This window comes from Paenibacillus sp. S28 (assembly GCF_016624415.1).
Classification (GTDB): Bacteria; Bacillota; Bacilli; order Paenibacillales; family Paenibacillaceae; genus Paenibacillus_AQ; species Paenibacillus_AQ favisporus.
In genome coordinates this window covers 132665-154642 of the sequence record NZ_JACVTM010000013.1, presented here as the reverse complement: position 1 = coordinate 154642, position 21978 = coordinate 132665, and the positions used below count along the sequence as shown (strand labels likewise).

Annotated in this window: 20 protein-coding genes; 12 read left to right on the top strand and 8 right to left on the bottom strand. The window is 54.0% G+C overall.

Annotated features, from left to right (window positions below; translation table 11 throughout):
- Positions 1–37: 37 nt before the first annotated feature.
- Genes IAE55_RS25735 through IAE55_RS25720 form a run of 4 tightly spaced genes read right to left on the bottom strand, consistent with a single transcriptional unit; the run spans position 38 to position 3463 of the window.
- Positions 38–640: a response regulator transcription factor gene (locus IAE55_RS25735; protein WP_200634265.1), complete on the bottom strand. Its 603-nt coding sequence runs from the start codon at positions 638–640 to the stop codon at positions 38–40.
- Entirely contained in the window at positions 637–1773 is a 1137-nt protein-coding gene (locus IAE55_RS25730; RefSeq protein ID WP_200634264.1) for a sensor histidine kinase, read from the bottom strand. The genes IAE55_RS25735 and IAE55_RS25730 overlap by 4 nt, the downstream gene beginning before the upstream one ends.
- Positions 1773–2510, bottom strand: coding sequence for an ABC transporter permease (locus IAE55_RS25725; RefSeq protein ID WP_105445125.1), 738 nt, complete (start codon positions 2508–2510; stop codon positions 1773–1775). Before IAE55_RS25725 ends, IAE55_RS25730 begins: the two co-directional genes overlap by 1 nt.
- The gene (locus IAE55_RS25720) at positions 2510–3463 is read right to left on the bottom strand and encodes an ABC transporter ATP-binding protein (protein WP_200634263.1); all 954 of its coding nucleotides are present in this window, start codon (positions 3461–3463) and stop codon (positions 2510–2512) included. The genes IAE55_RS25725 and IAE55_RS25720 overlap by 1 nt, the downstream gene beginning before the upstream one ends.
- Before the next feature lie 288 nt (positions 3464–3751).
- Between IAE55_RS25720 and IAE55_RS25715 the strand changes: the two genes are divergently transcribed.
- The 12 genes from IAE55_RS25715 to IAE55_RS25660 all read left to right on the top strand — a co-directional run bounded on the left by IAE55_RS25715 (position 3752) and on the right by IAE55_RS25660 (position 16250).
- The gene (locus IAE55_RS25715; protein WP_076173175.1) at positions 3752–4702 is read left to right on the top strand and encodes an ROK family glucokinase; all 951 of its coding nucleotides are present in this window, start codon (positions 3752–3754) and stop codon (positions 4700–4702) included.
- Positions 4703–4798: 96 nt separating this feature from the next.
- Complete coding sequence (gene rapZ / locus IAE55_RS25710; RefSeq protein WP_076173174.1) at positions 4799–5698, top strand: RNase adapter RapZ; 900 nt, start codon at positions 4799–4801, stop codon at positions 5696–5698.
- Between the two features lie 14 nt (positions 5699–5712).
- Positions 5713–6699: a gluconeogenesis factor YvcK family protein gene (locus IAE55_RS25705; protein WP_076173173.1), complete on the top strand. Its 987-nt coding sequence runs from the start codon at positions 5713–5715 to the stop codon at positions 6697–6699.
- 5 nt (positions 6700–6704) lie between these two features.
- The gene (gene whiA / locus IAE55_RS25700) at positions 6705–7634 is read left to right on the top strand and encodes a DNA-binding protein WhiA (RefSeq protein WP_200634262.1); all 930 of its coding nucleotides are present in this window, start codon (positions 6705–6707) and stop codon (positions 7632–7634) included.
- 100 nt (positions 7635–7734) lie between these two features.
- Positions 7735–8004, top strand: a complete 270-nt coding sequence (locus IAE55_RS25695) for an HPr family phosphocarrier protein (RefSeq protein ID WP_076173171.1) — start codon at positions 7735–7737, stop codon at positions 8002–8004.
- A gap of 242 nt (positions 8005–8246) precedes the next feature.
- Positions 8247–9785 (top strand): methyl-accepting chemotaxis protein, encoded by a 1539-nt coding sequence (locus tag IAE55_RS25690; protein ID WP_200634261.1) that lies wholly within the window; start codon positions 8247–8249, stop codon positions 9783–9785.
- Positions 9786–9971: 186 nt separating this feature from the next.
- Entirely contained in the window at positions 9972–10727 is a 756-nt protein-coding gene (locus IAE55_RS25685) for an SIMPL domain-containing protein (RefSeq protein ID WP_105445128.1), read from the top strand.
- Between the two features lie 284 nt (positions 10728–11011).
- Positions 11012–11986: an ABC transporter ATP-binding protein gene (locus tag IAE55_RS25680; RefSeq protein WP_313960386.1), complete on the top strand. Its 975-nt coding sequence runs from the start codon at positions 11012–11014 to the stop codon at positions 11984–11986.
- Positions 11983–12834 carry an ABC transporter permease gene (locus tag IAE55_RS25675; RefSeq protein WP_105445130.1) on the top strand — a complete coding sequence of 284 codons (852 nt, stop codon included), beginning with the start codon at positions 11983–11985 and terminating at the stop codon, positions 12832–12834. The genes IAE55_RS25680 and IAE55_RS25675 overlap by 4 nt, the downstream gene beginning before the upstream one ends.
- Complete coding sequence (locus tag IAE55_RS25670) at positions 12831–13637, top strand: ABC transporter permease (RefSeq protein ID WP_076173166.1); 807 nt, start codon at positions 12831–12833, stop codon at positions 13635–13637. The genes IAE55_RS25675 and IAE55_RS25670 overlap by 4 nt, the downstream gene beginning before the upstream one ends.
- Positions 13638–13736: 99 nt before the next feature.
- Entirely contained in the window at positions 13737–14774 is a 1038-nt protein-coding gene (locus tag IAE55_RS25665) for a polyamine ABC transporter substrate-binding protein (protein WP_442793353.1), read from the top strand.
- 372 nt (positions 14775–15146) lie between these two features.
- Positions 15147–16250, top strand: a complete 1104-nt coding sequence (locus tag IAE55_RS25660) for a PdaC/SigV domain-containing protein (RefSeq protein WP_181153073.1) — start codon at positions 15147–15149, stop codon at positions 16248–16250.
- A 162-nt stretch (positions 16251–16412) separates the two neighbouring features.
- Here IAE55_RS25660 and IAE55_RS25655 read toward each other — a convergent pair whose 3' ends face one another.
- From IAE55_RS25655 to nrdI, 4 genes are all read right to left on the bottom strand, one after another.
- Positions 16413–17855, bottom strand: coding sequence for an MFS transporter (locus IAE55_RS25655; protein WP_200634259.1), 1443 nt, complete (start codon positions 17853–17855; stop codon positions 16413–16415).
- A gap of 266 nt (positions 17856–18121) precedes the next feature.
- Positions 18122–19078: a class 1b ribonucleoside-diphosphate reductase subunit beta gene (gene nrdF / locus IAE55_RS25650; RefSeq protein ID WP_200634258.1), complete on the bottom strand. Its 957-nt coding sequence runs from the start codon at positions 19076–19078 to the stop codon at positions 18122–18124.
- 78 nt (positions 19079–19156) lie between these two features.
- Positions 19157–21241 (bottom strand): class 1b ribonucleoside-diphosphate reductase subunit alpha, encoded by a 2085-nt coding sequence (nrdE, locus tag IAE55_RS25645; RefSeq protein ID WP_234489861.1) that lies wholly within the window; start codon positions 21239–21241, stop codon positions 19157–19159.
- Entirely contained in the window at positions 21228–21587 is a 360-nt protein-coding gene (gene nrdI / locus IAE55_RS25640) for a class Ib ribonucleoside-diphosphate reductase assembly flavoprotein NrdI (protein WP_145027353.1), read from the bottom strand. The genes nrdE and nrdI overlap by 14 nt, the downstream gene beginning before the upstream one ends.
- Positions 21588–21978 lie beyond the last annotated feature (391 nt).

Here is a 21978-nt window from a genome sequence, read left to right as displayed (position 1 = left end):
CGTGTTTTTTTCAAATCATGAGGCCTTTCGGTCCTTCTTAGAGCCAACCCTTCTGTTCGGCGATACCGATCGCTTCGATCCGGTTCTTGGCCGACAATTTGTTCAGCGTTTCGGAAATGTAGTTCCGAACGGTGCCGTGCGACAGGTGCAGGGTTGCCGCAATTTCGTTCGCTGTCCTGCCTTCCGCAATCAGCCGTAAAATGTCGCGCTCCCGCGCGGTGAGCGGGTTTTCCTGGGGGAACGAGCCGAAGACGAGTTCTGGTGAGACCTCGCGGTGGCCGGCCATGACCCGCCGGATGGCTTCGGCCAGCTTCTCGCTCGGATCATCCTTCAGCAAATATCCGCAGGCGCCTGCTTTCACAGCCCTTTCAAAATATCCCGGCCGGGCAAACGTCGTTAATATGATGATTTTACAAGCCGCCATCTGCGCCTTGAGCCTCTCGGCGACCTCAAGCCCGGTAATAACGGGCATTTCAATGTCCAATAGGCAGACATCTGGCTGTAATGACAGGATTTGGTCCAAGGCTTCCTGGCCGTCGCCGGCTTGGCCCACCACTTCCATATCCTCCTCCATATCGAGCAGCGAAGCGAGAGCGCCTCGCAGCAGACGCTGGTCTTCAGCGATCAGAATACGGATCATGCTGTTACACTCTCCTTCCCTTTAATAATAATCGGCACGGTAATGATGAGCTCGGTCCCGCCGGAAGAGGACAGCTCCAGCGTTCCGTCGATCAGCGCCAGCCGCTCGGACATACCCTTCAGCCCATTGCCCTGGCTTGTAGACTGCCCGCTTTCCTCCAGACCGACGCCGTTGTCCCGAATGACCATCCGGACGTCAGAAGTTCCCTTCCGAATAGTAATAGTGCATGCCGTGGCCCGGCTGTGCTTGATGATGTTGGTCGCTGCTTCCTTCAGGCACATGCTGAGGATGTTTTGCGTCAGATCGGGAATTCCGGTCAGCCGCGTATCCCCCTCGGATTCCAAAGTGATGTCAGCGCTGTGCAAAATCGAGCGCACTTCTTCGATCTCTTCCGCCACCGTCAAGGTCCTCATATCGGAAACCAGCTCACGTACCTGTCTTAAGGCCGCCCGGGAGGTCTCTTCCATTTCACGAGCTTCCAGCCGTGCCTTCTCCGGATCCTTGTCCGTGAGCCGCTGAACCAGCTGGCTTTTTAAGGTGAGAACGGACAGCGTATGTCCCAGCGTATCATGAAGGTCACGGGCAATACGCAGCCGCTCCTCCTTTTTGACCAAAATTTCGATCTGCTCCCGGGCTTCGTTCAGCTGCAGCTCCAGCTGCTTTCGCAGATTCATGGAACGCATGCCGAAGGGGGTCATCAACATAATCATAATAAAGGGAACGAGCGTTAAGTAGTCCGATACGGTCAGATGACGAATGTTCCCCAGGATCGGGAGCAGGATGGACGCCACGAAGGTAGCGAAGGCGATCCTGAATTTCCGGTCATCCTGATAATTGCCGATAAAGTTGGCGGTAAAAAAGCCCATAAACGAATAAAAAGGGAGGTAGAGCAAAGACAGCGTCACAATAATAATCATCTGAACGGCAAGCCAGAAGGCCGTTAACCTTTCGGAGAAAAAGAGCTGACGATACGACACGATAAAAACCGCGATCATGGCGTAGCCGAGCACCATTTTGATGCCGCTCTCATAGGCCATATTAAACAACGGAATGACCATATACACGAGCCATACATAAGGGGAAAACCCGAGCGCTCTTGGGAAAATCTCTGTTTTTCGACGTGCCAATGGCATTACACCGCTTCCTGTTTCTTTCGTACATAGGTGGATAATACCATAAACAAGATGAGATATCCCAGCAAAATCAATACCGGCTGCCAGCTGGGGGAATGACCCGCGGCAATATCCCAGGCTCCGCTTCCGAAGTTATAGGAAGGCAGCCACTTGCCGATGCTCTGCAGGATGGCCGGGAAGCTGTCGATCGGAAACCACATGCCGCCCACGATCGCCAAAATCATATACACCATGTTGCTGACACCGCTGGCGGTATCGACCCTTTTCATCGTCCCGACCAGGGTGCCCAGGGCCAGGAAGGGGATGGAGGCGAGCCATATCCACAATCCGCTGCCGACCCACTGGCCAGCTGACAAATGGACGCCGTTCATAAGAAAGCCTGCAGCAAAAATAACAATGATGGAGAACATGTGCATGACCATCTGGCCAAACATTTTTCCAAAGAAATAAATGCTGGAGGGCAGCGGGGTAATCCGCATAAAGACCGACCACCCGTGCGTGCGCTCCTGGACCATGCGGATGCCCAGCGTCATGATCGCCGAACCCATCACGCTGAAGGAAGTCATCGACATCAGGTAACGTGCCTGCCATTCGGAGGCGCCTTCAATGCCGGTATTCACGAGACGGGTAAAAATGAAATAGAACACGATCGGCATCAGTAAGGACCAGAAGACATAGTACGGATTCCGGATAATCCGCAGCATTTCGGCCCGGCACTGCATGAATAACATGTGCATTAGGAAACAGCCCCCTGTGTGTCGTCATTATGAATCATGATTTCAAAAGCGTCGTCAAGCCGGCCCTGCTGGGTCCGGATATCGTGAACCGGAAGATGGTATCGGAAAATCGCGGCCAGCACCGTATCGGTATTGTCCGCCGTGACGGTCCAGCGTCCTTCCTGGCAGGTGCAGTCGTGGACGCCGGGAACCGGGAGCAGGCGCTCGCGGATGTGCTGTTCGGTATCGGTACTCATCAGTGTCTGGCCTTCGAGCGACCTTGTATCGGTCGTAAAGGTCACGGAGCGGCTCGTCAGCTGGGCCGTGATCGCCTGCGGCGTGCCGTCGGCGGCAATTTTGCCGCGATTGAACAGGATCACACGGTCCGCGGCGTCCTCGGCCTCCTGCAGGTAGTGCGTGGAGAAGAGGATGGTCTTGCCCCGGTCCGAGAGCGCTCGGACCTGTTCCCAAAAGGAGCGGCGCGCCGGTGTATCCAGACCGACGGTCGGCTCGTCGAAGAACAGCAGATCGGGATTCCCCGCCAGCGCCAGCGCGAACCCGAGCCTCCGTTTCTGGCCGCCGGACAGCTTCTCCGCCCGTTTGCCCAGGTCTTCCTCGGTGAACCCGGCCAGGGCAGCCAGCTCCTCCAGCCTCATCGGCCGGGGGTAATAGCTGCGGATCAAGGCCAGCACCTCGCGCACCTTCAGGCCGTCGATCACGCTGACATCCTGGAGCATCGCCCCGATGCGCTGCTTGACCTGCGGCTGCTTCGGGGTTTGCCCGAACAGCCGGACAGAGCCGCTCGTCGGCTCGAGAAGCCCCAGCATCATCGAGATCGTCGTCGTTTTCCCGGCGCCGTTGGGTCCCAGGACGGCCACGATGGATCCTTTATCAATCGTGAATGAAACGTCATCGACCGCGGCTTTGCTTCCAAAACGTTTCGTGACATGCTGCAGTTCGGCAATATGCTCCATTTTGTCAATTCCTCCTATTGATCAGGTGAATCCGTATTTGATTGATCTATCGTTATCATAGACGAGGGGGCATCCCTTCGTTAGTGGACTCTGTCATGGAATGGAGGTGACAATTGTCATGTTTTTTGGCAGGGTTTTCATATAGGGGGTAGGTCCGTCAAGCCTTCTGACAGAAACGCTGGACCCACTTTCGGGTAAGGCCTGCTTCTCTTGACCGGAGAGAGGGCTTCAATTATAGTTGGTACAGTAGGAGCAAACTATTATTGAGGAAAAAAGGTGGCTTGTAACATGTCTGAGCAAATCTACGTCGGTGTCGACTTGGGCGGAACGACCATTAAAGTGGGCATCTGCAATCAAGCGGGACAGCTGATTCAAACGTATGAAGGTCCCACGGAAACAGATAAAGGCGTCGATACGGTTATCAACAATATTGAGAAATATGTGCGCCATATCGTGGAGCAGTCCCCTTACAGCTGGGATCAGCTGGCGGGCGTCGGGGCCGGGGTTGCCGGATTTACGAACGTCCGTGAAGGGATCATCATCCTCGCGCCGAACGTAGGTTTCCGGGATGTACCGATTCGTTCCATTCTGGAGCAGAAGATTGGCAAGCCGATCAAAATAGATAATGACGCGAACGTGGCGGCCCTGGGCGAGGCTTGGAGCGGCGCCGGACGCGGCATCGACAACTGCGTATGCTATACGCTAGGAACCGGCGTTGGCGGCGGTATCATCATTAACGGCCGAATCTATCAAGGCTTCTCCGGACTTGCCGGTGAGCTGGGACATATCTCCGTCGTGCCGGATCTGGAAGCCATTCAATGCGGATGCGGCAAAATGGGCTGCCTGGAGACCGTCTCTTCCGCAACGGGCATAATCCGTATGGCCAAAGATGCCGTTGAGCGCGGGGACCGCACTTCCCTGTCGATGGTTGAGAACATTGCGGCGAAGGAAGTCTTTGATGCAGCCAAAGCAGGCGACGAAGTGGCGCTGCGGATCGTGAACCGCGCTGCCTTCTACCTGGGCAAGTCCATGGCTGCGGTTGCGGCGATTCTGAATCCGGAAGTATTCATTATCGGCGGCGGCGTATCCAAGGCTGGAGACATCCTGTTTAACGAAGTTCGGGAAGTTTATGCGAAGCTGACGCCGGAACCGCTGCAGCGCGGGGTATCGATCCTTCCTGCCGAGCTCGGCAACGATGCGGGTATCGTCGGTGCTGCCGGTTTGCTGCTCCGTTCGTAAGGAGATCCTGCGAGGTCACCCATGGGTTAAAATGAGGGGTGACCTGGGTATACCAAGTATTAACGGGCCCATATTCCATAAGGGAGGGGAAAGCTGATGCTGGAGGAGAATAATACTGCGTCGGCCATGGCCACCCTGATTATTATTACAGGCATGTCGGGGGCGGGTAAATCCTTGGCCGTACGAAGCTTGGAGGATTTGGGATTTTTCTGTGTGGATAATTTACCGCCGGTGCTCATTCCCAAATTTGCGGAACTGATTGAACAATCGAAGGGGAAAATCGCCAAGGTGGCGCTGGTCATTGACCTGCGCGGCCGGGAGTTCTTTACGGCCTTATCCGAATCATTGAATTATATTAAGGACCATTTCACGATTCATTGCGAAATTCTGTTCCTGGAGGCGACCGATTCGGTCCTCGTGCAGCGTTACAAGGAGACCCGCCGGCGGCATCCGCTTGCGCCGGAGGGCATGCCGCTGGACGGCATCCGGCTGGAGCGCAAAATGCTGGAGGAGCTCAAGAGCTCGGCCACAGTGGTGCTCGACACGAGCAATATGAAGCCGGGACAATTGAAGGACAAAATTATCTCGAGATTTTCCCACTTGGAAAGCAATACCCTTTCGGTCAACGTAACCTCATTCGGATTTAAGTACGGTATTCCGATCGATGCCGATCTAATCTTTGACGTCCGCTTTCTTCCGAATCCCCACTATGTGGATAGCCTGCGTCCACACACCGGTCAGGACAGCGATGTGTATGACTATGTCATGAAGTGGCCTGAAACCCAGGCCTTTCTGACGAAGCTGCTGGATATGCTGCATTTCTTGATTCCCCAATACCGTAAGGAAGGCAAGAGCCAGGTGATCATCGGCATCGGCTGTACCGGCGGGAAGCACCGCTCGGTGGCGATCGCCGAGTACCTGGGCAAAATGCTGGGAGCCAGTGAGACCGAGACGGTCTCCGTCAGCCATCGGGATTCCGAACGTGATCGGCATTAAAGAGAGTGGAAGTGATGACAGTGGCAGAACAAAGAAGTGACCGTCCGCGGATCGTCGTGATGGGCGGGGGCACCGGACTGTCGGTCATGCTCCGGGGACTGAAGGAAATGCCGCTAGACATCACGGCTGTCGTCACCGTAGCAGATGATGGAGGGAGTTCGGGCATCCTTCGCAGCGAGCTGCAGATGCCCCCTCCCGGGGACATCCGGAACGTCCTGACGGCACTGGCCGACGTGGAGCCGCTGCTGTCGGAAATGCTGAGATACCGGTTCTCCAGCGGCTCGGGCCTGGCCGGGCACAGCCTGGGGAACCTGATTTTGGCGGCCATGACCGACATCAGCGGCGATTTTGTAACGGCTGTGCGCGAGCTCAGCCGCGTTTTTGCCGTGCGGGGGCGGGTGCTTCCGGCGGCGGGCGAAGCCGTAATCCTGAACGCGGAGATGGAGGACGGCACCATCGTGACCGGCGAGTCGAAGATTCCGGAGGCCGGGGGGCGGATCAAGCGGGTGTTTCTGGAGCCGGCCCATGTCGAGCCGCTTCCGGAAGCGACCGAGGCCATCCGGGAGGCGGATGCCATCCTGATCGGCCCGGGAAGTCTATATACGAGCATTCTGCCGAATCTGCTCGTTCCGAAGCTGGCCGAAGCGGTCATGTCGTCGGACGCGATCAAGATTTTTGTGTGTAACGTCATGACACAGCCCGGGGAGACAGATGGCTACACCGTAAGCGACCATCTTCAGGCGGTATATGACCACGTCGGCAAGCATCTGTTCGATTATGTCATCGTGAACAGCGGTGAAATTCCGCCCCAGGTGCAGGACAAATATGCCGAGAAGGGCGCGAAGCCGGTGGAGCTCGATTACGACGAGGTCACCAGTCTTGGCTATAAGGTCATCGCCGATACGCTGGTTCTGTTCCGGACCTATCTGCGCCATGACGCCGACAAGCTGAGCCGGCATATTTACCAGCTGGTTCAAAATTGGATTAAACGAAAGAGGTGAGTCCCGTGTCGTTTGCGGCGCTGACTAAAAAAGAACTGACCATGATCGAAGCAGAGCCCTGCTGCGAAAAGGCTGAATTGTCGGCACTGATCCGGATGAACGGGGCCGTCCAGCTTTCCAATAAAAAGGTGATCCTGGATATATCGACAGAGAATGCAGCCATTGCCAGACGCATTTACACATTGATCAAAAGGCATTTCCAGGCGCATACCGAGCTTCTCGTGCGTAAAAAAATGCGTTTGAAGAAAAATAATGTGTACATCGTACGTATTCCTGCACAGGTTCAGGAAATACTGATGGAGCTGAAGATTGTCTCCGAGGGCTTCCTGTTCACCTCGCATATCCATCCGGATTTGGTCCGCAAACCATGCTGCAAAGGGGCGTATTTACGCGGTGCCTTTATGGCAGGGGGCTCCGTGAACAATCCGGAAGGGTCGTCATACCATCTTGAAATTGCCTCGATGTACGAGGAGCACTGCCAGGCCCTTGTAGACCTCGCCAATGAATTTCATCTGAACGCCCGTTGTATAGAGCGCAAGAAGGGGTTCATACTGTATATTAAGGAAGGCGAGAAAATCATTGAATTTTTAAGCCTGATTGGGGCCCATCAGGCCTTGTTCAAATTCGAGGACGTGCGGATCATGCGGGATATGCGGAATTCGGTTAACCGGATCGTGAACTGTGAAACCGCGAATTTGAACAAGACAATCGGGGCCGCCGTCCGGCAAATCGATAACATCAAGCTGCTCCAGAAGGAAGTGGGCCTTGATAATCTGCCGGACAAACTTCGGGAAGTGGCCGAAGTGAGATTGGCCCATCCCGATATGAACCTGAAGGAAGTCGGTGAACTGCTGAAGGGCACCGTCAGCAAATCCGGTGTGAACCACCGGCTGCGCAAGATCGACGAAATGGCCGAGAAGATTCGTGGCGGCTGAGCCTTTTTTCTTCTAGTTTCCTTCATGGTATAATGGTATAATGTTATAAAATGTGTTGTGTGTGAGCTATACAGATTGATCTAATAGGGGGTAAGTTTCCATGACAAAGCACCCGGTAGTTGTCCGTTTGAAAACGGGTCTCCATGCCAGACCGGCAGCATTGTTCGTCCAAGAAGCGAATAAGTACTCGTCTGAAATTTTCGTGGAAAAAGATGATAAAAAGGTGAATGCCAAGAGTATCATGGGAATTATGAGCCTTGCCATTAGCTCGGGTACGGAAGTAAACATCAGTGCTGAAGGTGCGGACGCAGAACAGGCTGTAACCGCTTTAGTCAACTTGGTGGGCAAAGAAGAGCTTGAAAACCAATAATAAACAATTATAGAATGGGCCCTGCGGCTGCGAATGATGCGGCGCTGAGGCCATTTTCTGCACAAAGCAGTCCGTTTCTCCTTGGGGAGGGCGGGCTGTTTTTTGCTGTCTGGCGGGATCTGGGACGATTTGGCTCTTATAAAAATAAATCTGCCATCCGATATCATAGCTATAGCCGTTCATGCAAGCGGCGGCAACGGGGAAGCCCGGATGCATTTATTTTGATAAAGAGGGGTCAACGTATGGGGAAATGGAACGGTACCACAACCAACACAGATGATGCTGAAGGATCGGGGAAACGACGGAGGCTGACGATCGCGGAGCGGGACGCGATGGGCAGAAACCGGATTCTGCTGATCGCGATTCTGATCTCGACGCTGATGGCCGTGTCCACGGTCAAGCTGGGAAGCCTCGATAATCTGACGAGTCTCAACAACTTAAGCTTCTTGATTGATTTGGTGGTTCTGCTGGTGATGGTGTACAGCCAAGTCCGGCGTAAGCTGATTCATCAGGCAGCCGTTATTGCCATTACGGGGGTGGCGCTGACGATCCTCATTCAGGCGTTGGATTCCACCAGCCCGAGCAGCTTGTTTTCCATATACTATTTGCTCGTGTTGGCGCTGATCACCTTGCGTATCGTATTAACCTCGATCACGATGCTGTACGGCTTGGGGTTGATGCTCTACCTGTGCCTGCAAAAGGCTGATGAGGTTCAACTCGGAACCAGTTCGAAGGACGGGCCTTTAACGGTCATCATTATGTATGCGCTTGTATGCGTCATGGTGTTCCTGCTGCTGCGGGTGACCCGGTCCTTGATGAACAATATGAAAGCGGCAAGCGATCAGACCGAGCGGCTGCTGGCCGAGCAGAAGGAACAAAAGGAACACGTACTGGGCAGCGTGGCTGCGGTGACCGGCAGCATCGACGACCTGACGCAGGCGGTCGAGGACAACACCGCCTCGTTCCAGCAGATGAACGTCGCCTTTCAGGAGATATCGGGCGGGGCATCATCCCAGGTGGATTCCACCTATGCCATTAACGAGTCCATTAAGCAGATGAACGAGATGATCAAGCAGATGTCCAGCTCGACGGAAACGCTGCTGAGCCAGACAGGTACGGCGAACCGGCTGTCGGAATCCGGCAAGGACAAAGTGGAGCAGCTGAACGATGCGATTATCGAATTCAAGGAAGAAATCGGCGCCATGTCGCAGGATATCCAGAGCTTGACCGGAAAGGTGCAGGAAACGACGCAGTTCAGCCAGACCATTCAGGAGATTGCGAACCAGACCAACCTGTTGTCGCTGAATGCCAGCATCGAGGCGGCACGGGCAGGCGAGCATGGCCAGGGTTTTGCCGTGGTCGCCCGGGAAATCCGCAAGCTGGCGGAGAATGCCTCGGACTCGGCGGAGAAAATTTCGCTCCAGCTTCACAGCTTCTCCGAGCTGATGAGCGACACCCTGATGCGGATGGATCAGGTTGCGGAGCGGATGCAGAAGAGCAGCGAGATGACGCATGAGACATACGAAGCCTTTGAATCCATTAAAGAATCGGTGGCCGGACTGCTGCAAATTTCCGACGGGTACCGCGGATTGCTTCACGAAGTGGAGACGTTCTCGGGTTCCATTGACGAGTCCACTTCGCATCTCGCGTCGGTGAACGAGCAAACGTCGGCGACGCTGCAGGAATTGTCGGCTACATTGCAGTCCCTCCTCGGCAACAATGAGCAGAGCCTGGCCGGCATTAAGGAAGCGCAGAGCCACTTGAAATTGATCGTCAGCTGACCGTTTCATAGGCAGAAGATTATTTTTCTAACATGTGCAACATTTAACAGTCCCCTACGTCTAGTAGACAAATACAGTTGGAAGGTGAGGGCGGCCGCGCAGTCGGTTTGACCTACAGGCTGCGTCCGTGCTTGCGCTTTCGGCTATATGGATACACTGGAAGTATATAAAGGGAGGCTGAAGGTAATGAAAACATGGCTGAAACCGGTAGGTTCTGTGCTGATCGCAGGAGCGCTCTTGGCTGGAGGCGCGGGCGTCACCGGACTGGGTGGCTCGACCACCGTCTATGCGGACCAGGATGTACAGCGCAATGTCATCAATGTTGTAGGCAAGGGTGAGATTTCGGTCAAGCCGGATATCGCATACTTGTCGATCGGTGTGGACTCGCAGGCGGCAACGGCACAAAGCGCGCAAAAGGCAACGGCAGACAAAATCCAAAAGATCACCGCGCTGCTGAAGACGACGTGGAAAATCGAAGACAAAGATATCAAGAGCACCACGTTCTATGTGCAGCCGAACTACACCTACAACGAGAAGGACGGACAAAAAGTGACGGGCTATACAGCCCACCATACGCTGCAGGTATCGTACCGCGACCTGTCCAAGGTTGGACAGCTGCTTGACGCCGCTTCCGGTGCGGGCGCCAACAACATCGAGAGCGTCCAGTTTTCCGTCGAGAACCGTGACCAATATGAGGCACAAGTGATTGAGAAGGCGATGGCTAACGCTGATCTGAAAGCAGGCGCGATTGCCAAGGCCGCCAAGCGTCAGCTGGGAGTGGTTCTGGTCGTGAGCCAGGGCGATGCGCAGAACCCGATCATTTATGCCGAATCTTCCATGGCCAAAATGGCTGCGGACAGCAACGCCGGCAACGCCACGTCGGTGGAGCCTGGCGAAGTAAAAGTATCGACGCAGCTGAGCGTGCAGTACGAAATGAAATAAGAACGGGCTGATTTGGTCCGAGCCAAGCCGCCGTTTCGGGGACAGACGTCCCTTGAAGCGGCGGCTTTTTGCGCAGATGTGGGTCCTGATCCCCCCTTTTCCAGCGGGAAAACGCAGAAAGGTATTGTACCAAGGGTCAAAAAACGTTATAGTGAATATGCGAAAATTTGTACATGCAGCAACAGTTGTAGACAACTTCCGTTGATCGTAACGGAGAAAAATAATTTACCGAAAAAGCCATACCCATGGATATGGCTTTTTTCTTAGTAATGGATAAGGGGTTGATGCATATGATTGAACTTGTCCAGATTGAGAAGCAATTTGAAGGACAAGTTGTCGTGCATCCGCTGTCACTGAACATTGAAGAAGGGGAATTCCTGACTCTGCTCGGGCCTAGCGGCTGCGGTAAGACGACCATACTACGAATGATTGCCGGATTCGAACAGCCGACTCACGGCGAGATTATCCTGGAAGGGCAGAATGTCACGAAGCTTCCGCCTAACCAGCGGGATTTGAACCTGGTGTTCCAGCATTACGCGCTGTTCCCGCATATGACCGTGGGAGACAATATCGCCTTCGGTTTGAAAATGAAAAAGCTGCCCCAGGCAGAGCAAAAAGCACGGGTTGCTGAAGCCGTCCAGATGACTCAGCTAACCGCGCTTACTTCGCGTTATCCGCATCAGCTGTCCGGCGGACAGCAGCAGAGGGTGGCCATCGCGAGGGCGATCGCGAACAAGCCCAAAGTGCTCCTGCTCGACGAGCCGCTGGGCGCGCTGGACCTGCAGCTGCGCAAGAGCCTGCAATCTGAGCTGAAGCATCTGCAGCGCTCGCTGGGCATTACCTTTGTCTATGTCACGCACGATCAAGAGGAAGCAATGATGCTTTCCGACAGGATCGTGATTATGAACAGCGGTAAAGTCGAGCAGATCGGTACGCCGAAGGACATCTATGCCGCGCCGAAGACGCTTTTCGCCGCAACCTTCGTCGGGGAGAACAACATTTTCAGTTCCGGTTCGGAGCTGTTTGCCGTACGGCCGGAGAAGCTGCGTCCGAAACGGGAAACCGAAGGGGTCCGCAAGACCGGAGTCATTCAGGATGTGCTGTATCTTGGCAACGTTCATAAGCTAACCGTCCAGCTCGATGGCGAACCGATGCTGGTGACGATCGCTCTGGACTTCGAAGATGAGATCGTTTGGAAGGTTGGGCAACGGATCGGGGTGGACTGGAATCCGCGGGATGAGGTGGTTATCGGGGCATGAGACGATCCAAGCTGCTGATTACGCCGGTTCTGCTGTGGCTGGCGCTGTTTCTGCTCGTCCCGATGGTGATCGTCGTGGTCATGTCATTGATGAGCCGCGACACACTGGGCAATGTTGTCTTTCATTTCTCGCTGAACGGGTATAAAACCTTTTTCGACTCTTTGTATCTCGGCATCTATTGGGATACGTTAGTGCTGTCGGTGGTGACGACCGTCGTATGCTTGTTGGTCAGCTACCCGCTCGCTTATTTTATCGCCAATGCCTCTCCCAGGGTGCAGACCTGGGGACTGGTGCTGATTACGATTCCGTTCTGGATCAACTTCTTGATCCGGACGTACGCCTGGGTGCTGCTGCTGCGCACGCAGGGCGTGGTGAATACGCTGCTGATCCATTTTGGATGGATTCAGGAGCCGCTGCAAATGCTGTATACCAAAGGCGCGGTGCTGCTTGGCATGGTCTACAACTTCATTCCGTTCATGGTGCTGCCGATTTACGTCGCGCTGGAACAGATGGATAAGCGGCTGCTGGATGCGGCCAGCGACCTGGGAGCTACCCGCTGGAAAGCGTTCCGGCACATCACGCTGCCGCAGAGCAAGTCCGGGATCATGACCGGCTGCGTCTTGGTCTATGTCTCCACAACGGGGATGTTCGTCGTTACGGATATTCTTGGCGGGGCCAAGTCGACGATGATCAGCAACATCATCCAGCAGCAGTATCTGGGAGCGCGCAACTGGCCGTTCGGCTCGGCGCTGTCCGTGATTTTCGTCATCACATCCCTCATTCTGATCCTGCTGTTTAACCGGGCGATGCAGTCCCGGGCGGACCGTGCGAAGGAGGGGAGAGCATGAAGAGAAAAAGTCATCCCCTGCTGGGGATTCACTCCGTGCTGATGATGATCTTTATTTATGTGCCGATCCTGCTGATTATTATTTATTCATTTAATAACACGAGGCTCAGCGGGGACTGGGAAGGATTTACGTTCGACTGGTATGCCTCGCTGATGACCGATGACCATGTGCTTGAAGCGCTCATGAACAGCTTGACCGTCGGGATCGTATCTACGATCGTAGCGACGCTGCTCGGGACGGTAGGCGCCTTGTCTCTGCGGGGGCTTGGCCGGCGATGGAAGGGCAGCATGAACGGGCTCATGTACCTGCCCGTCATTATTCCCGACATCATCATGGGGCTGTCGCTGCTGGTGCTGTTCAACCAGATGCATGTTCCGCTGGGTAAAGCAACGGTTATCATCGCCCATATCACGTTCAGCATGTCGTACGTCTATGTCGTCGTGACGGCCCGCCTTGCGGGAATGGGCAAGCAGCTGGAGGAGGCGGCCGCCGACCTTGGCGCCACCCCTTGGCAGACGTTCCGCCATGTAACGTGGCCGCAAATTTTCCCTGGCGTCATTTCGGGGGCGCTGATCGCGTTTACGATGTCGCTGGACGACTTTATGGTCAGCTTCTTCGTAGCTGGGCCAAGCTCGACTACGCTGCCGATTTATATTTACGGCCAGGTGAAGCGGGGGATCTCGCCGGAAATTAACGCACTCTGTACGCTGCTGATCGTGGTGAGCGTTGTGCTGATTTTGCTGGCGCAGTTTTTCCTCAACCGTGGCAAGGGCCAGAAGAAGCATAAAATGCTGCCGATTTAACGCAGCTGCAAGATATGGAACTATTGATTGAACTACAGGATATGGACTACATGCTATAAGGAGAAAGAGAGGAGATATGTTACTGTGAAAAGAAAGGGTATCGCCGGTCTCATACTGGCTGGGGCACTCGCCCTCGTGTCGGTTGCATCCCTGGGAGGATGCTCATCTTCCAAGGAGACGCTTCATATTTACAGCTGGGCTGACAATTTTGACGAGCAGGTGCTCAAGGACTTCGAGAGTAAATTCAACGTCAAGGTTACGTATGACAACTATGCGAACAACGAGGATTTGCTGGCCAAAATCAAGGCAGGCGGCGGCGGATACGATCTGATCCAGCCTTCGGACTACATGGTCCGGACGATGATCGAGAACAATTTGCTGGAACCGCTGGACAAGAACAACATTCCGAACTTCGAGAATATTCAGGAATCGCTGAAGAACCCTGATTTTGACCCGGGCAATAAATACTCGATCGTATATACTTCCGGCGTAACGGGTATCGCGTATAACAAAAAATACGTGAAGGACACCATCGACAGCTGGGAGGATCTGTGGGACCCGAAATATAAGGGCAAGGTCCTTCTGCTGGACGACAACCGCGAAGTGATTGGCATGGCCTTGAAGAAGCAGGGGCACTCGAACAGCTCCCAGGATGAAGGCGAGATCAAGTCGGCCGTAGACGACCTGAAGAAGCTGCTGCCGAGCGTTCTTGCTTTCGACACGGATACCATCAAGCAGAAGATGATTCAGGAGGAAGGCTGGATCGGAACGGTATGGTCCGGCGACGCCGCTTTTATCGCGAAGGACAATCCGGATGTGGAATATGTCGTGCCAAAAGAGGGCGGGACGATCTTCTCGGACAACTATGCGATCCCGAAAGGGGCCGAGCATAAGGAGCTTGCCGAGAAGTTTATCAACTACATGCTCGATCCGCAGGTCAGCGCAAAGAACTATGAGTCGATCGGATACAGCGATCCGAACGCCAAAGCGATGGAGTTCCACAGCGAGGAATACCGGAACAACCATATGATCAACCTCTCCGAAGAAGAGCTGGGACGGACGGAATGGCTCGGCGACGTAAAGGATACCCTGCAGCTCTATGACCGTTATTGGACGGAGCTGAAGAGCGGACGGTAGTAAGCAGAGGCCTTACAACGACCGTTAATATCGTTTAAGAACAATTGCCCTGTTTCGGGATCCATGCTTAAGCTGGCTTCCGGAACGGGGCATTATTTTTATTTCGTGAGCTTATTAAGTCCTGGCGCGGTGCTGGTGTCCTATGAAGGGGGACTTCATGATCGCAAGGCCGTGACCGATCGGATGAAGGAACACAAAGTTAACGTAAAGGTTAAGAGAGTTATACTTTTGGCTGGCGTAAACGACAATACTGTAACCCCGGTTGTAAACAAATCGGCTGAGGTCTTTTTTATAATAGGGAAGTGGTGAATTTGGGTAATAAATCATATGACTAGCACAAGCAGCAATGTTTGGAGAGGAGATTTGATAAGGATGAACAAGGGAATGAAATGGGGAGCCGCGGTGCTGGCCGCAGGCGTATTGATCGGAAATGCCGGCGTGTTTGGGGGATCGCAGGTGTCGGCTGCAGCCTCAAAGCCGGTCGTGAAGCCGGCTGCGCAGCCGGGAGTGGCGTTAAAATATAACGGCAAGGTGCTATCGCTGCAGGGGAAATTGGTTGACGGGGTCACCATGATTCCGGTGTCCATTTTGCGTGATGCCGCCGGTCTGCCGCTGTCTTATAATCCGGGTATCAAGACGTACACTGTCGGATCCGGGGTAACGAAGCTGAACCTGGAGGTTTCCGACTACGGGGTCAGCGCTTATATCAACGGAAGCTATGTCGGAGACAATTCGAACAGCTACGATGGAAAATTGATCGACGGCAAGCTGTACGTTCCTTTCAAGCTGCTGAACGACTATATGGGCTTCCAGGGCGTGTATACCGCGTCTTCCAAGACGTTGAGCCTGTCCAAGCGTCAGATGAACCAGGTGACAATCTCCACCGAACTCATCAAGGCGAGCGACGCCAATGCAACGATTCTGATCCGTTATCCTCAGTTAAGCGGGCTGGCTAACGCGGACGCCCAGGAGGCGATCAACAAAGTATTTAAAGACAAGGCGGAAGCGTTCGCCACAGAAGCCAAGGCCAAGGCGAAAAAGCGCGACGCGAAGGTGGAGCACCCGTATGAGTTCGACGGAACGTTCCTGGTCACTTACAACCGCCAAGGCGTCCTGAGCATCGTGACGGATTCTTATGAATACACTGGCGGAGCTCACGGGATGACGGCCCGCGAAGGGTTTACGTTCTCGCTGAAGGACGGCAAACAGCTGACGCTGGACAGCCTGCTCCACAATTCGGCCGACGCCAAGACCAAACTGGACAAACTGCTGAAGCAAAAAGCGACCAAAGACGGCTTCACAGACGGCTTCAACGGGCTGAAAAAGGACGCGGACTTCTATGTGAAGGAAAGCGGATTGACGATTTTCTTCCAACAGTATGAAATCGGGCCGTATGCCGCCGGTTTCCCGACGTATACGTTCAACTTCAGCGACCTGCTGCCGAAGGGAACGGATCCGTTCGAAGCAGCGAAATAATGGAGCCGATACAGCCGAGATGATGTAAGCGAGTCAGATGATATAGAACATTTATCCCAACGAGCGTCGGTCAACGGTCCTCAAGGGATGATTTAATGTTGCCAAACCCCCGTTAAACCTATAACGGGGGTTTGGCTGTTTTTGCTGCGTGGCGACAGCCGGTCATATTTTTCGTTTGCGGGGCAAAAACAAGGCGACAAGCGCGCCGAGGAGAATGCCGAGCGCCGCCAGATAAATGGCTGTCCGATTACCCTCAGCTAATGCTTGGCGAAAAGCTTCACCCGTCATTTGATGCGTACCCGAGTTGGCGATGGCGATCAAGATGGCAAGCCCGATGGCATTGCCGATGTTCAAGGTGGTCGAGGCCATCCCGGAAGCGACGCCTTGGTCCTCCGGGGCTACACCGTTTGAAGCCGTGATCCACATGGCGGTCCAAGTGATGCCCTGGCCGATCCCGGAAATTACAAGGCCCGGAACGATCATCAGATAGCTGCTGTCTGTGTACGCACCTAACGGAATCAGTATGGTCCCGACAATTCCGATGATCATGCCGATAAGCAGCGTGCTTCGCGCCTCCAAACGGGAAGCCAGCCGCTCACCGAGCTGGGTGCCCGCGGCAATTGCCAAGGAAGGGATAATGAAGGCAAGCCCGGTTTGCAGAGCACTGTATCCGTGCACATTTTGAAATAAGGTTGTCAGGAAGTAGGGTAAGGCACCAAACGTCCCCATGTAGATGAATGTAATGACCATGCTGGCAGCCAAGCTGCGGTTACGGAAAAGATGGATCGACATTAAAGGAGCGGTGCTTCGTATTTCAATCAGAGCAAAGACCGACAAGAGGATCAGGGAAAGGACAGCACATATGATCATTTCCGTGGAGGCCCAGCCCAATTCGGGCCCCTGGACAAGAACATATACCAGGAGAGTAGCGCCTGCGGTTACCGTGGCGGCGCCGGGCACATCGAAATAGCGCTTTTGATTCCGCCGTTCGTCGCGGGGAATAACGAACAGCGCAGCTAGTGCAACGATTCCTGCTAATGGAACATTCACCAAAAAGACCGCTTCCCAGCCGAACGCATTGGTCAATACCCCGCCCAGGATCGAGCCAATCGTCAGGCCGCTGGCTCCGGCCCCGCCCCATACGGCAAGAGCGCGGTTTCGGCGCGGACCTTCCTCAAACAATCGGTTGATCAGCGATAACGTGGCGGGAAACAGGAACGCCGCTCCGATACCTTGGATGGCACGGGCTATAATGATGACGAGCGGGTCCCAAGCCAAGCCTCCCAATAGCGAAGAAAGGGCGTAAAGGACCAACGCAAAAATAAACATTCGCTTTTGTCCCAGCATATCGGCAGCACGCCCTCCAAGAAGCAGGAAGCCCCCGCAGAAAACCGTGTAAGCACTGACCACCCATTGCAGGGACTGTTCCGAGAAGCCAAGGCCATGTCCGATCTCAGGCAAAGCGACGAAAACGATATTGATGTCGAGCCCGTAAATCAGCTGTGCTAGAGCAAGCAGTGCCAAACTCCATCCCATGCCCCGCTGCTTGACGGCAGCGATCTCGGATGTAGAGCCGCTTAGCCGAGTTTGTTGATCAGTAGACATTCGTAGTTCACCCCTATAATTCAAATTATTTTGAAATGATTGGATCGGGAACATTATATTTCAAAATAATTTGAAATGTCAACAAGGAATTAAGCCGCGAAGGTTATCGAGTATTCCTGGAAGGAATAGAAGCGGAGACCACGTACGGCAGTACGACAATCCAAGAAAAAATCCCCTCTGAGCAAACGGAAGTGCGCTTTCCTGCACTTGTCTGCTTAAAGGGGATTTTGTTATGGAGCGGAACTCCTTCTGTTACTTGCCTGAACTTATACGTCAAACACGAAGTCGTCGTCGGACAGCGGCTCGATGTTGATCGCGCGGACGTAGCCGTTGCCTTTTTTCGAGAAGAAATCATGCTGCTTGGTGTGGGTGCTGATCCCGTTGAAGACGATCGGGTTGATCGGCTCTTCCGGGAAATGCGGCTCGAAGCCGAGATTCATCAGCGCTTTGTTGGCGTTATAGCGGACATAGGTTTTCACTTCCTCCTGCAGTCCGATCGGGCTGTACAGGTCATCCGTATATTTCACCTCGTTCTGATACAGCGTCTCAAGCAGCTCGTACAGCTCCCGGCGCAGCTCCTCCTGCTCTTCGAAAGAGAATTCCTGGAACAGCTCCTGGGCCAGCGTGCCGACGTACAGACCGTGAATGCTCTCGTCGCGGATGATCAAGTCGATGATTTCGCCGCTGCTGGTCATTTTGCCTTGGCCGGCCAGGTAAAGCGGATAGAAGAAGCCGCTGTAGAACAGATAGCTTTCCAGGAAGACGGAAGCGGCCATCGCCTTGTAGAGATCGCGCTTGGTTTGAATGTTTGCGTACCAGAATTCGATGCTCTTCGCTTTGAACTGCAGCTGCTCGTTGTCCTCCACCCAGCGGAAAATGGCGTCGATCTCTTCCGTCGAGGCGAGCGTGGTGAAAATGCTGCTGTACGATTTGGCGTGAATTTGCTCCATCATCGACATGAAGCCGAGCACGGCTTTGCGCTGCAGGCCTTCCACATGCTCCAAAATTTTCGGCATGCCGACGCCGCCCTGCAGCGTATCCAGCAGCGTCAGTCCGCCAAGAACATGCTTGTAGGCGGTGCGCTCCTCGTCGGTCATTTTGATCCAATCCATTTTATCGTCGGACAAGGGGATTTCGTCGTCGGTCCAAAACTGCATGATGTTCTGCTGCCAGAACATGAGCGTAAAATCATCGTCGGGCCGGTTCCAGTTTACTGCTTTCATTAGACCATTGCTCCTTTTATAGAAGAAGGCGACAGGGGCTGTTCAAGCCCCCGCTGTCGCCTTGCGTAATATTCGAATTTAGACGGCGCAGCTGGTGCACTCTTCGATGGACAATTTTTTCGTCCGGGTGTAGTACAGCGATTTTAGCCCCTTCTGGGCGGCGTAAATATAGAAACGGGACAATTCCCGGGTCGATACGGTGCTGTTGACGTGCAGCACGGTGGAAATGCCTTGGTCCACATGCTGCTGGATTTCCGCGATCATGTCGATCAGGCGGAACTGGTCGATATTGTAGGCCGATTTATAATACCACTGCGTCTCCGCGCTGAGGAACGGCATCGGGTAATATGTCGTCGAGTTCGCGTAGGTACGCGTTTCGATATGCTCGACGATTGGCATGACGCTGGACGTCGCGTTCTGGATGTACGAGATGCTCTGCGTCGGCGCGATCGCCAGACGGTAGGCATGGTACAGTCCGTGCTTCTGCACAAGCGCCTTGAGCTGCGCCCAGTCCTCAGGGGACGGGATCTCGATGCCTTCAAACAACTGCTTCACGCGTTCCGATTGCGGCCGGAAGTCTTTTTCGAGGTAGCGGTCAAAATAGGTACCCTTCGCGTACTCGGACTTGTCGAAGTCCCGGAACGTTTCGCCGCGATCACGCGCAATTTCCATGCTTTGCTCCAGCGAGTAGTAGTTCATCATCATGAAAAAGGTGCTCGCAAACTCGCGCGCCTCAGCGCTCTCGTATGCGATTTTGTTTTTGGCCAGGTAACCGTTCAGGTTCATGGCTCCAAGGCCGACGGAGTGCAGCTCCTTGTTGGCGAGGCTCACGCCCGGCGCGTTCTCCACGCGGGAGTGATCGCTGACGACCGTAAGGGCCTCGATGCCGACACGGACCGATTCCTTGATTTTTCCCTGCTCCATTACGTTCACGATGTTCAGCGAGGCCAGGTTGCAGCTGATGTCCCGGCGAATCACATCGTCGACACCGTAGTCGTTAATTTCCGAAGTCTCCTGCAGCTGGAAAATTTCCGTGCACAGGTTGGACATTTTGATCTGGCCGACATCCTTCAGCGCATGCACCTTGTTGGCGTTCGATTTGTTCACGATGTACGGATAACCGGACTCGAGCTGGATTGAGGCGATTTTCGTCAGCATGTCGCGGGCGCTCATGACGGTTTTCTTCGTCACCTGGTCATTGGCGAGCAGCTCGTCGTACATTTCGTCCATATCGATGTCGTCCAGATGCTTGCCGTAGGCTTTGTATACCGAGTAGGGGCCAAAGACCACAAGCGGCTTGTTCTGGGCGGCGAGCTCGTAAAATTTGTTCGGGACAATCAGCCCGATCGACAGCGTCTTGATGCGCAGCTTCTCGTCGGCGTTGATTTTCTTCGAATCAAGGAACTCGATGACATCCCAGCCGAAAATGTTATAGTATCCGGCACCCGAGCCTTTGCGCTGGCCCATTTGGTCGGCATAGGAGAAGGCGTCCTCCATCAGCTTCAGCACCGGCATGATGCCTTTGGCCGCTCCGGCCACGCCTTTGATCGGTTCGCCACGCCCACGCAGCTTGGACAAATTGACGGCGACGCCGCCGCCGATTTTGGACAGCTGCATGCAGGTGCCGAGCACGTAGTTGATCGAATTGAGCGAATCGTCCATTTCCAGCAGGAAGCAGGAGACCAGCTCGCCGCGGCGGCTTTTGCCGGCATTGAGGAAGGTCGGGGTCGCTGGCTGCAGCCGCTGCTCAATCATCGCTTCGGCGATGCGGAGCGCTTTACCGATATTCCCTTCGCCCAAGTACAGCGCCACGATGGCGACGCGGTCCGGGTACTGCTCCAGATACTGCTTCTTGTCGTTGGTTCTCATCGCATAGTCCTTGTAGAACTTCGAGATCGCCATGTAGGACTGGAATTGAAAGTCGCTGCTCGCCGTCAGGTTGAACACAGACTCGACTTCGTCGTAGGTGTAATGCTCAAACACGTTCTCATAGTAGTCGTTGCTGATCAGGTAATCCAGCTTCTCGCGCAGGGAGCCGAACTTCATCGTATCGCGCTCCACTTCCTCCATAAAGGCGGCAACCGCCTCCCGGTCTTTTTCCAATTGAAAGTAACCGTCCGATCCGCGCTGCATAATTTCGTTGTTGAGTTCAATATGCTTCAATGCTCCGCACCCTCTCTTTGAAAATCTCCGTATCCCGCATCGTTCCCGAAAGCTCGAACTTGGTGATGACCGGCACATGGTACATCTCCGATATCGTATCCGCGCTCTTGGCGAAACGAGGCCCCCAGTTCCGGTTGCCGCTGGCCGACACGCCGCGAAGCATGCGGTTGTTCTTCGACAGGAAGTTCGACACTTTCTCGGGCACCTGCCCAAAACCCGTTGTATACGTTACGAGCACGTAAGGCTCATTCACCTGCTCCTGCTCTTCGATCGGAATGGCTCTCATGTTCAGCTTGTTGATAAAGCGTCTGACATTGCCGGTCTTGGAATCATAGACGATCAGCATGATCCTTCACTCCTGAATAATGTTCTCTGCCGTGGTCACGGGCGCAAAAAAAACGTCTATTGACGTCATTGAAGATAACCACACCACATATCGTGGTCGTTATTCTTGTGATCACAGAATGGTTCAGCTTCGCTGAAAAATTAAATTGATTTTCTCAAAATAACACCGGAATGAATGGTGTGTTGTGGGAAATTATGTTATATATACTATGCCGCTGACAATCAATATGTAGATGGTTTAAAGCGGGTATTAAGAATAATACATCAATATATTGATGTGGTCAAGCCTGTGAGAATCATGTTCATGGGCGCACTTGCAGCCTGCTTGACGCCTTGAAAAACAAAAAAACAGGGAACCTCCCGGCGATCCGTAAGCGGATCGATTCGGGGAG

Excerpts from the sequence above, each read along its gene's own strand:
- IAE55_RS25655 (WP_200634259.1), bottom strand. The coding sequence starts at position 17,855 with ATGTCTACTGATCAACAAACTCGGCTAAGCGGCTCTACATCCGAGATC.
- IAE55_RS25720 (WP_200634263.1), bottom strand. The coding sequence starts at position 3,463 with ATGGAGCATATTGCCGAACTGCAGCATGTCACGAAACGTTTTGGAAGC.
- nrdI (WP_145027353.1), bottom strand. The coding sequence starts at position 21,587 with ATGCTGATCGTCTATGATTCCAAGACCGGCAATGTCAGACGCTTTATC.
- IAE55_RS25695 (WP_076173171.1), top strand. The coding sequence starts at position 7,735 with ATGACAAAGCACCCGGTAGTTGTCCGTTTGAAAACGGGTCTCCATGCC.
- IAE55_RS25675 (WP_105445130.1), top strand. The coding sequence starts at position 11,983 with ATGAGACGATCCAAGCTGCTGATTACGCCGGTTCTGCTGTGGCTGGCG.
- rapZ (WP_076173174.1), top strand. The coding sequence starts at position 4,799 with ATGCTGGAGGAGAATAATACTGCGTCGGCCATGGCCACCCTGATTATT.
- IAE55_RS25715 (WP_076173175.1), top strand. The coding sequence starts at position 3,752 with ATGTCTGAGCAAATCTACGTCGGTGTCGACTTGGGCGGAACGACCATT.
- IAE55_RS25705 (WP_076173173.1), top strand. The coding sequence starts at position 5,713 with ATGACAGTGGCAGAACAAAGAAGTGACCGTCCGCGGATCGTCGTGATG.
- IAE55_RS25660 (WP_181153073.1), top strand. The coding sequence starts at position 15,147 with ATGAACAAGGGAATGAAATGGGGAGCCGCGGTGCTGGCCGCAGGCGTA.
- IAE55_RS25725 (WP_105445125.1), bottom strand. The coding sequence starts at position 2,510 with ATGCACATGTTATTCATGCAGTGCCGGGCCGAAATGCTGCGGATTATC.
- nrdF (WP_200634258.1), bottom strand. The coding sequence starts at position 19,078 with ATGAAAGCAGTAAACTGGAACCGGCCCGACGATGATTTTACGCTCATG.
- IAE55_RS25670 (WP_076173166.1), top strand. The coding sequence starts at position 12,831 with ATGAAGAGAAAAAGTCATCCCCTGCTGGGGATTCACTCCGTGCTGATG.
- IAE55_RS25735 (WP_200634265.1), bottom strand. The coding sequence starts at position 640 with ATGATCCGTATTCTGATCGCTGAAGACCAGCGTCTGCTGCGAGGCGCT.
- IAE55_RS25690 (WP_200634261.1), top strand. The coding sequence starts at position 8,247 with ATGGGGAAATGGAACGGTACCACAACCAACACAGATGATGCTGAAGGA.
- IAE55_RS25730 (WP_200634264.1), bottom strand. The coding sequence starts at position 1,773 with ATGCCATTGGCACGTCGAAAAACAGAGATTTTCCCAAGAGCGCTCGGG.
- IAE55_RS25685 (WP_105445128.1), top strand. The coding sequence starts at position 9,972 with ATGAAAACATGGCTGAAACCGGTAGGTTCTGTGCTGATCGCAGGAGCG.
- IAE55_RS25680 (WP_313960386.1), top strand. The coding sequence starts at position 11,012 with ATGCATATGATTGAACTTGTCCAGATTGAGAAGCAATTTGAAGGACAA.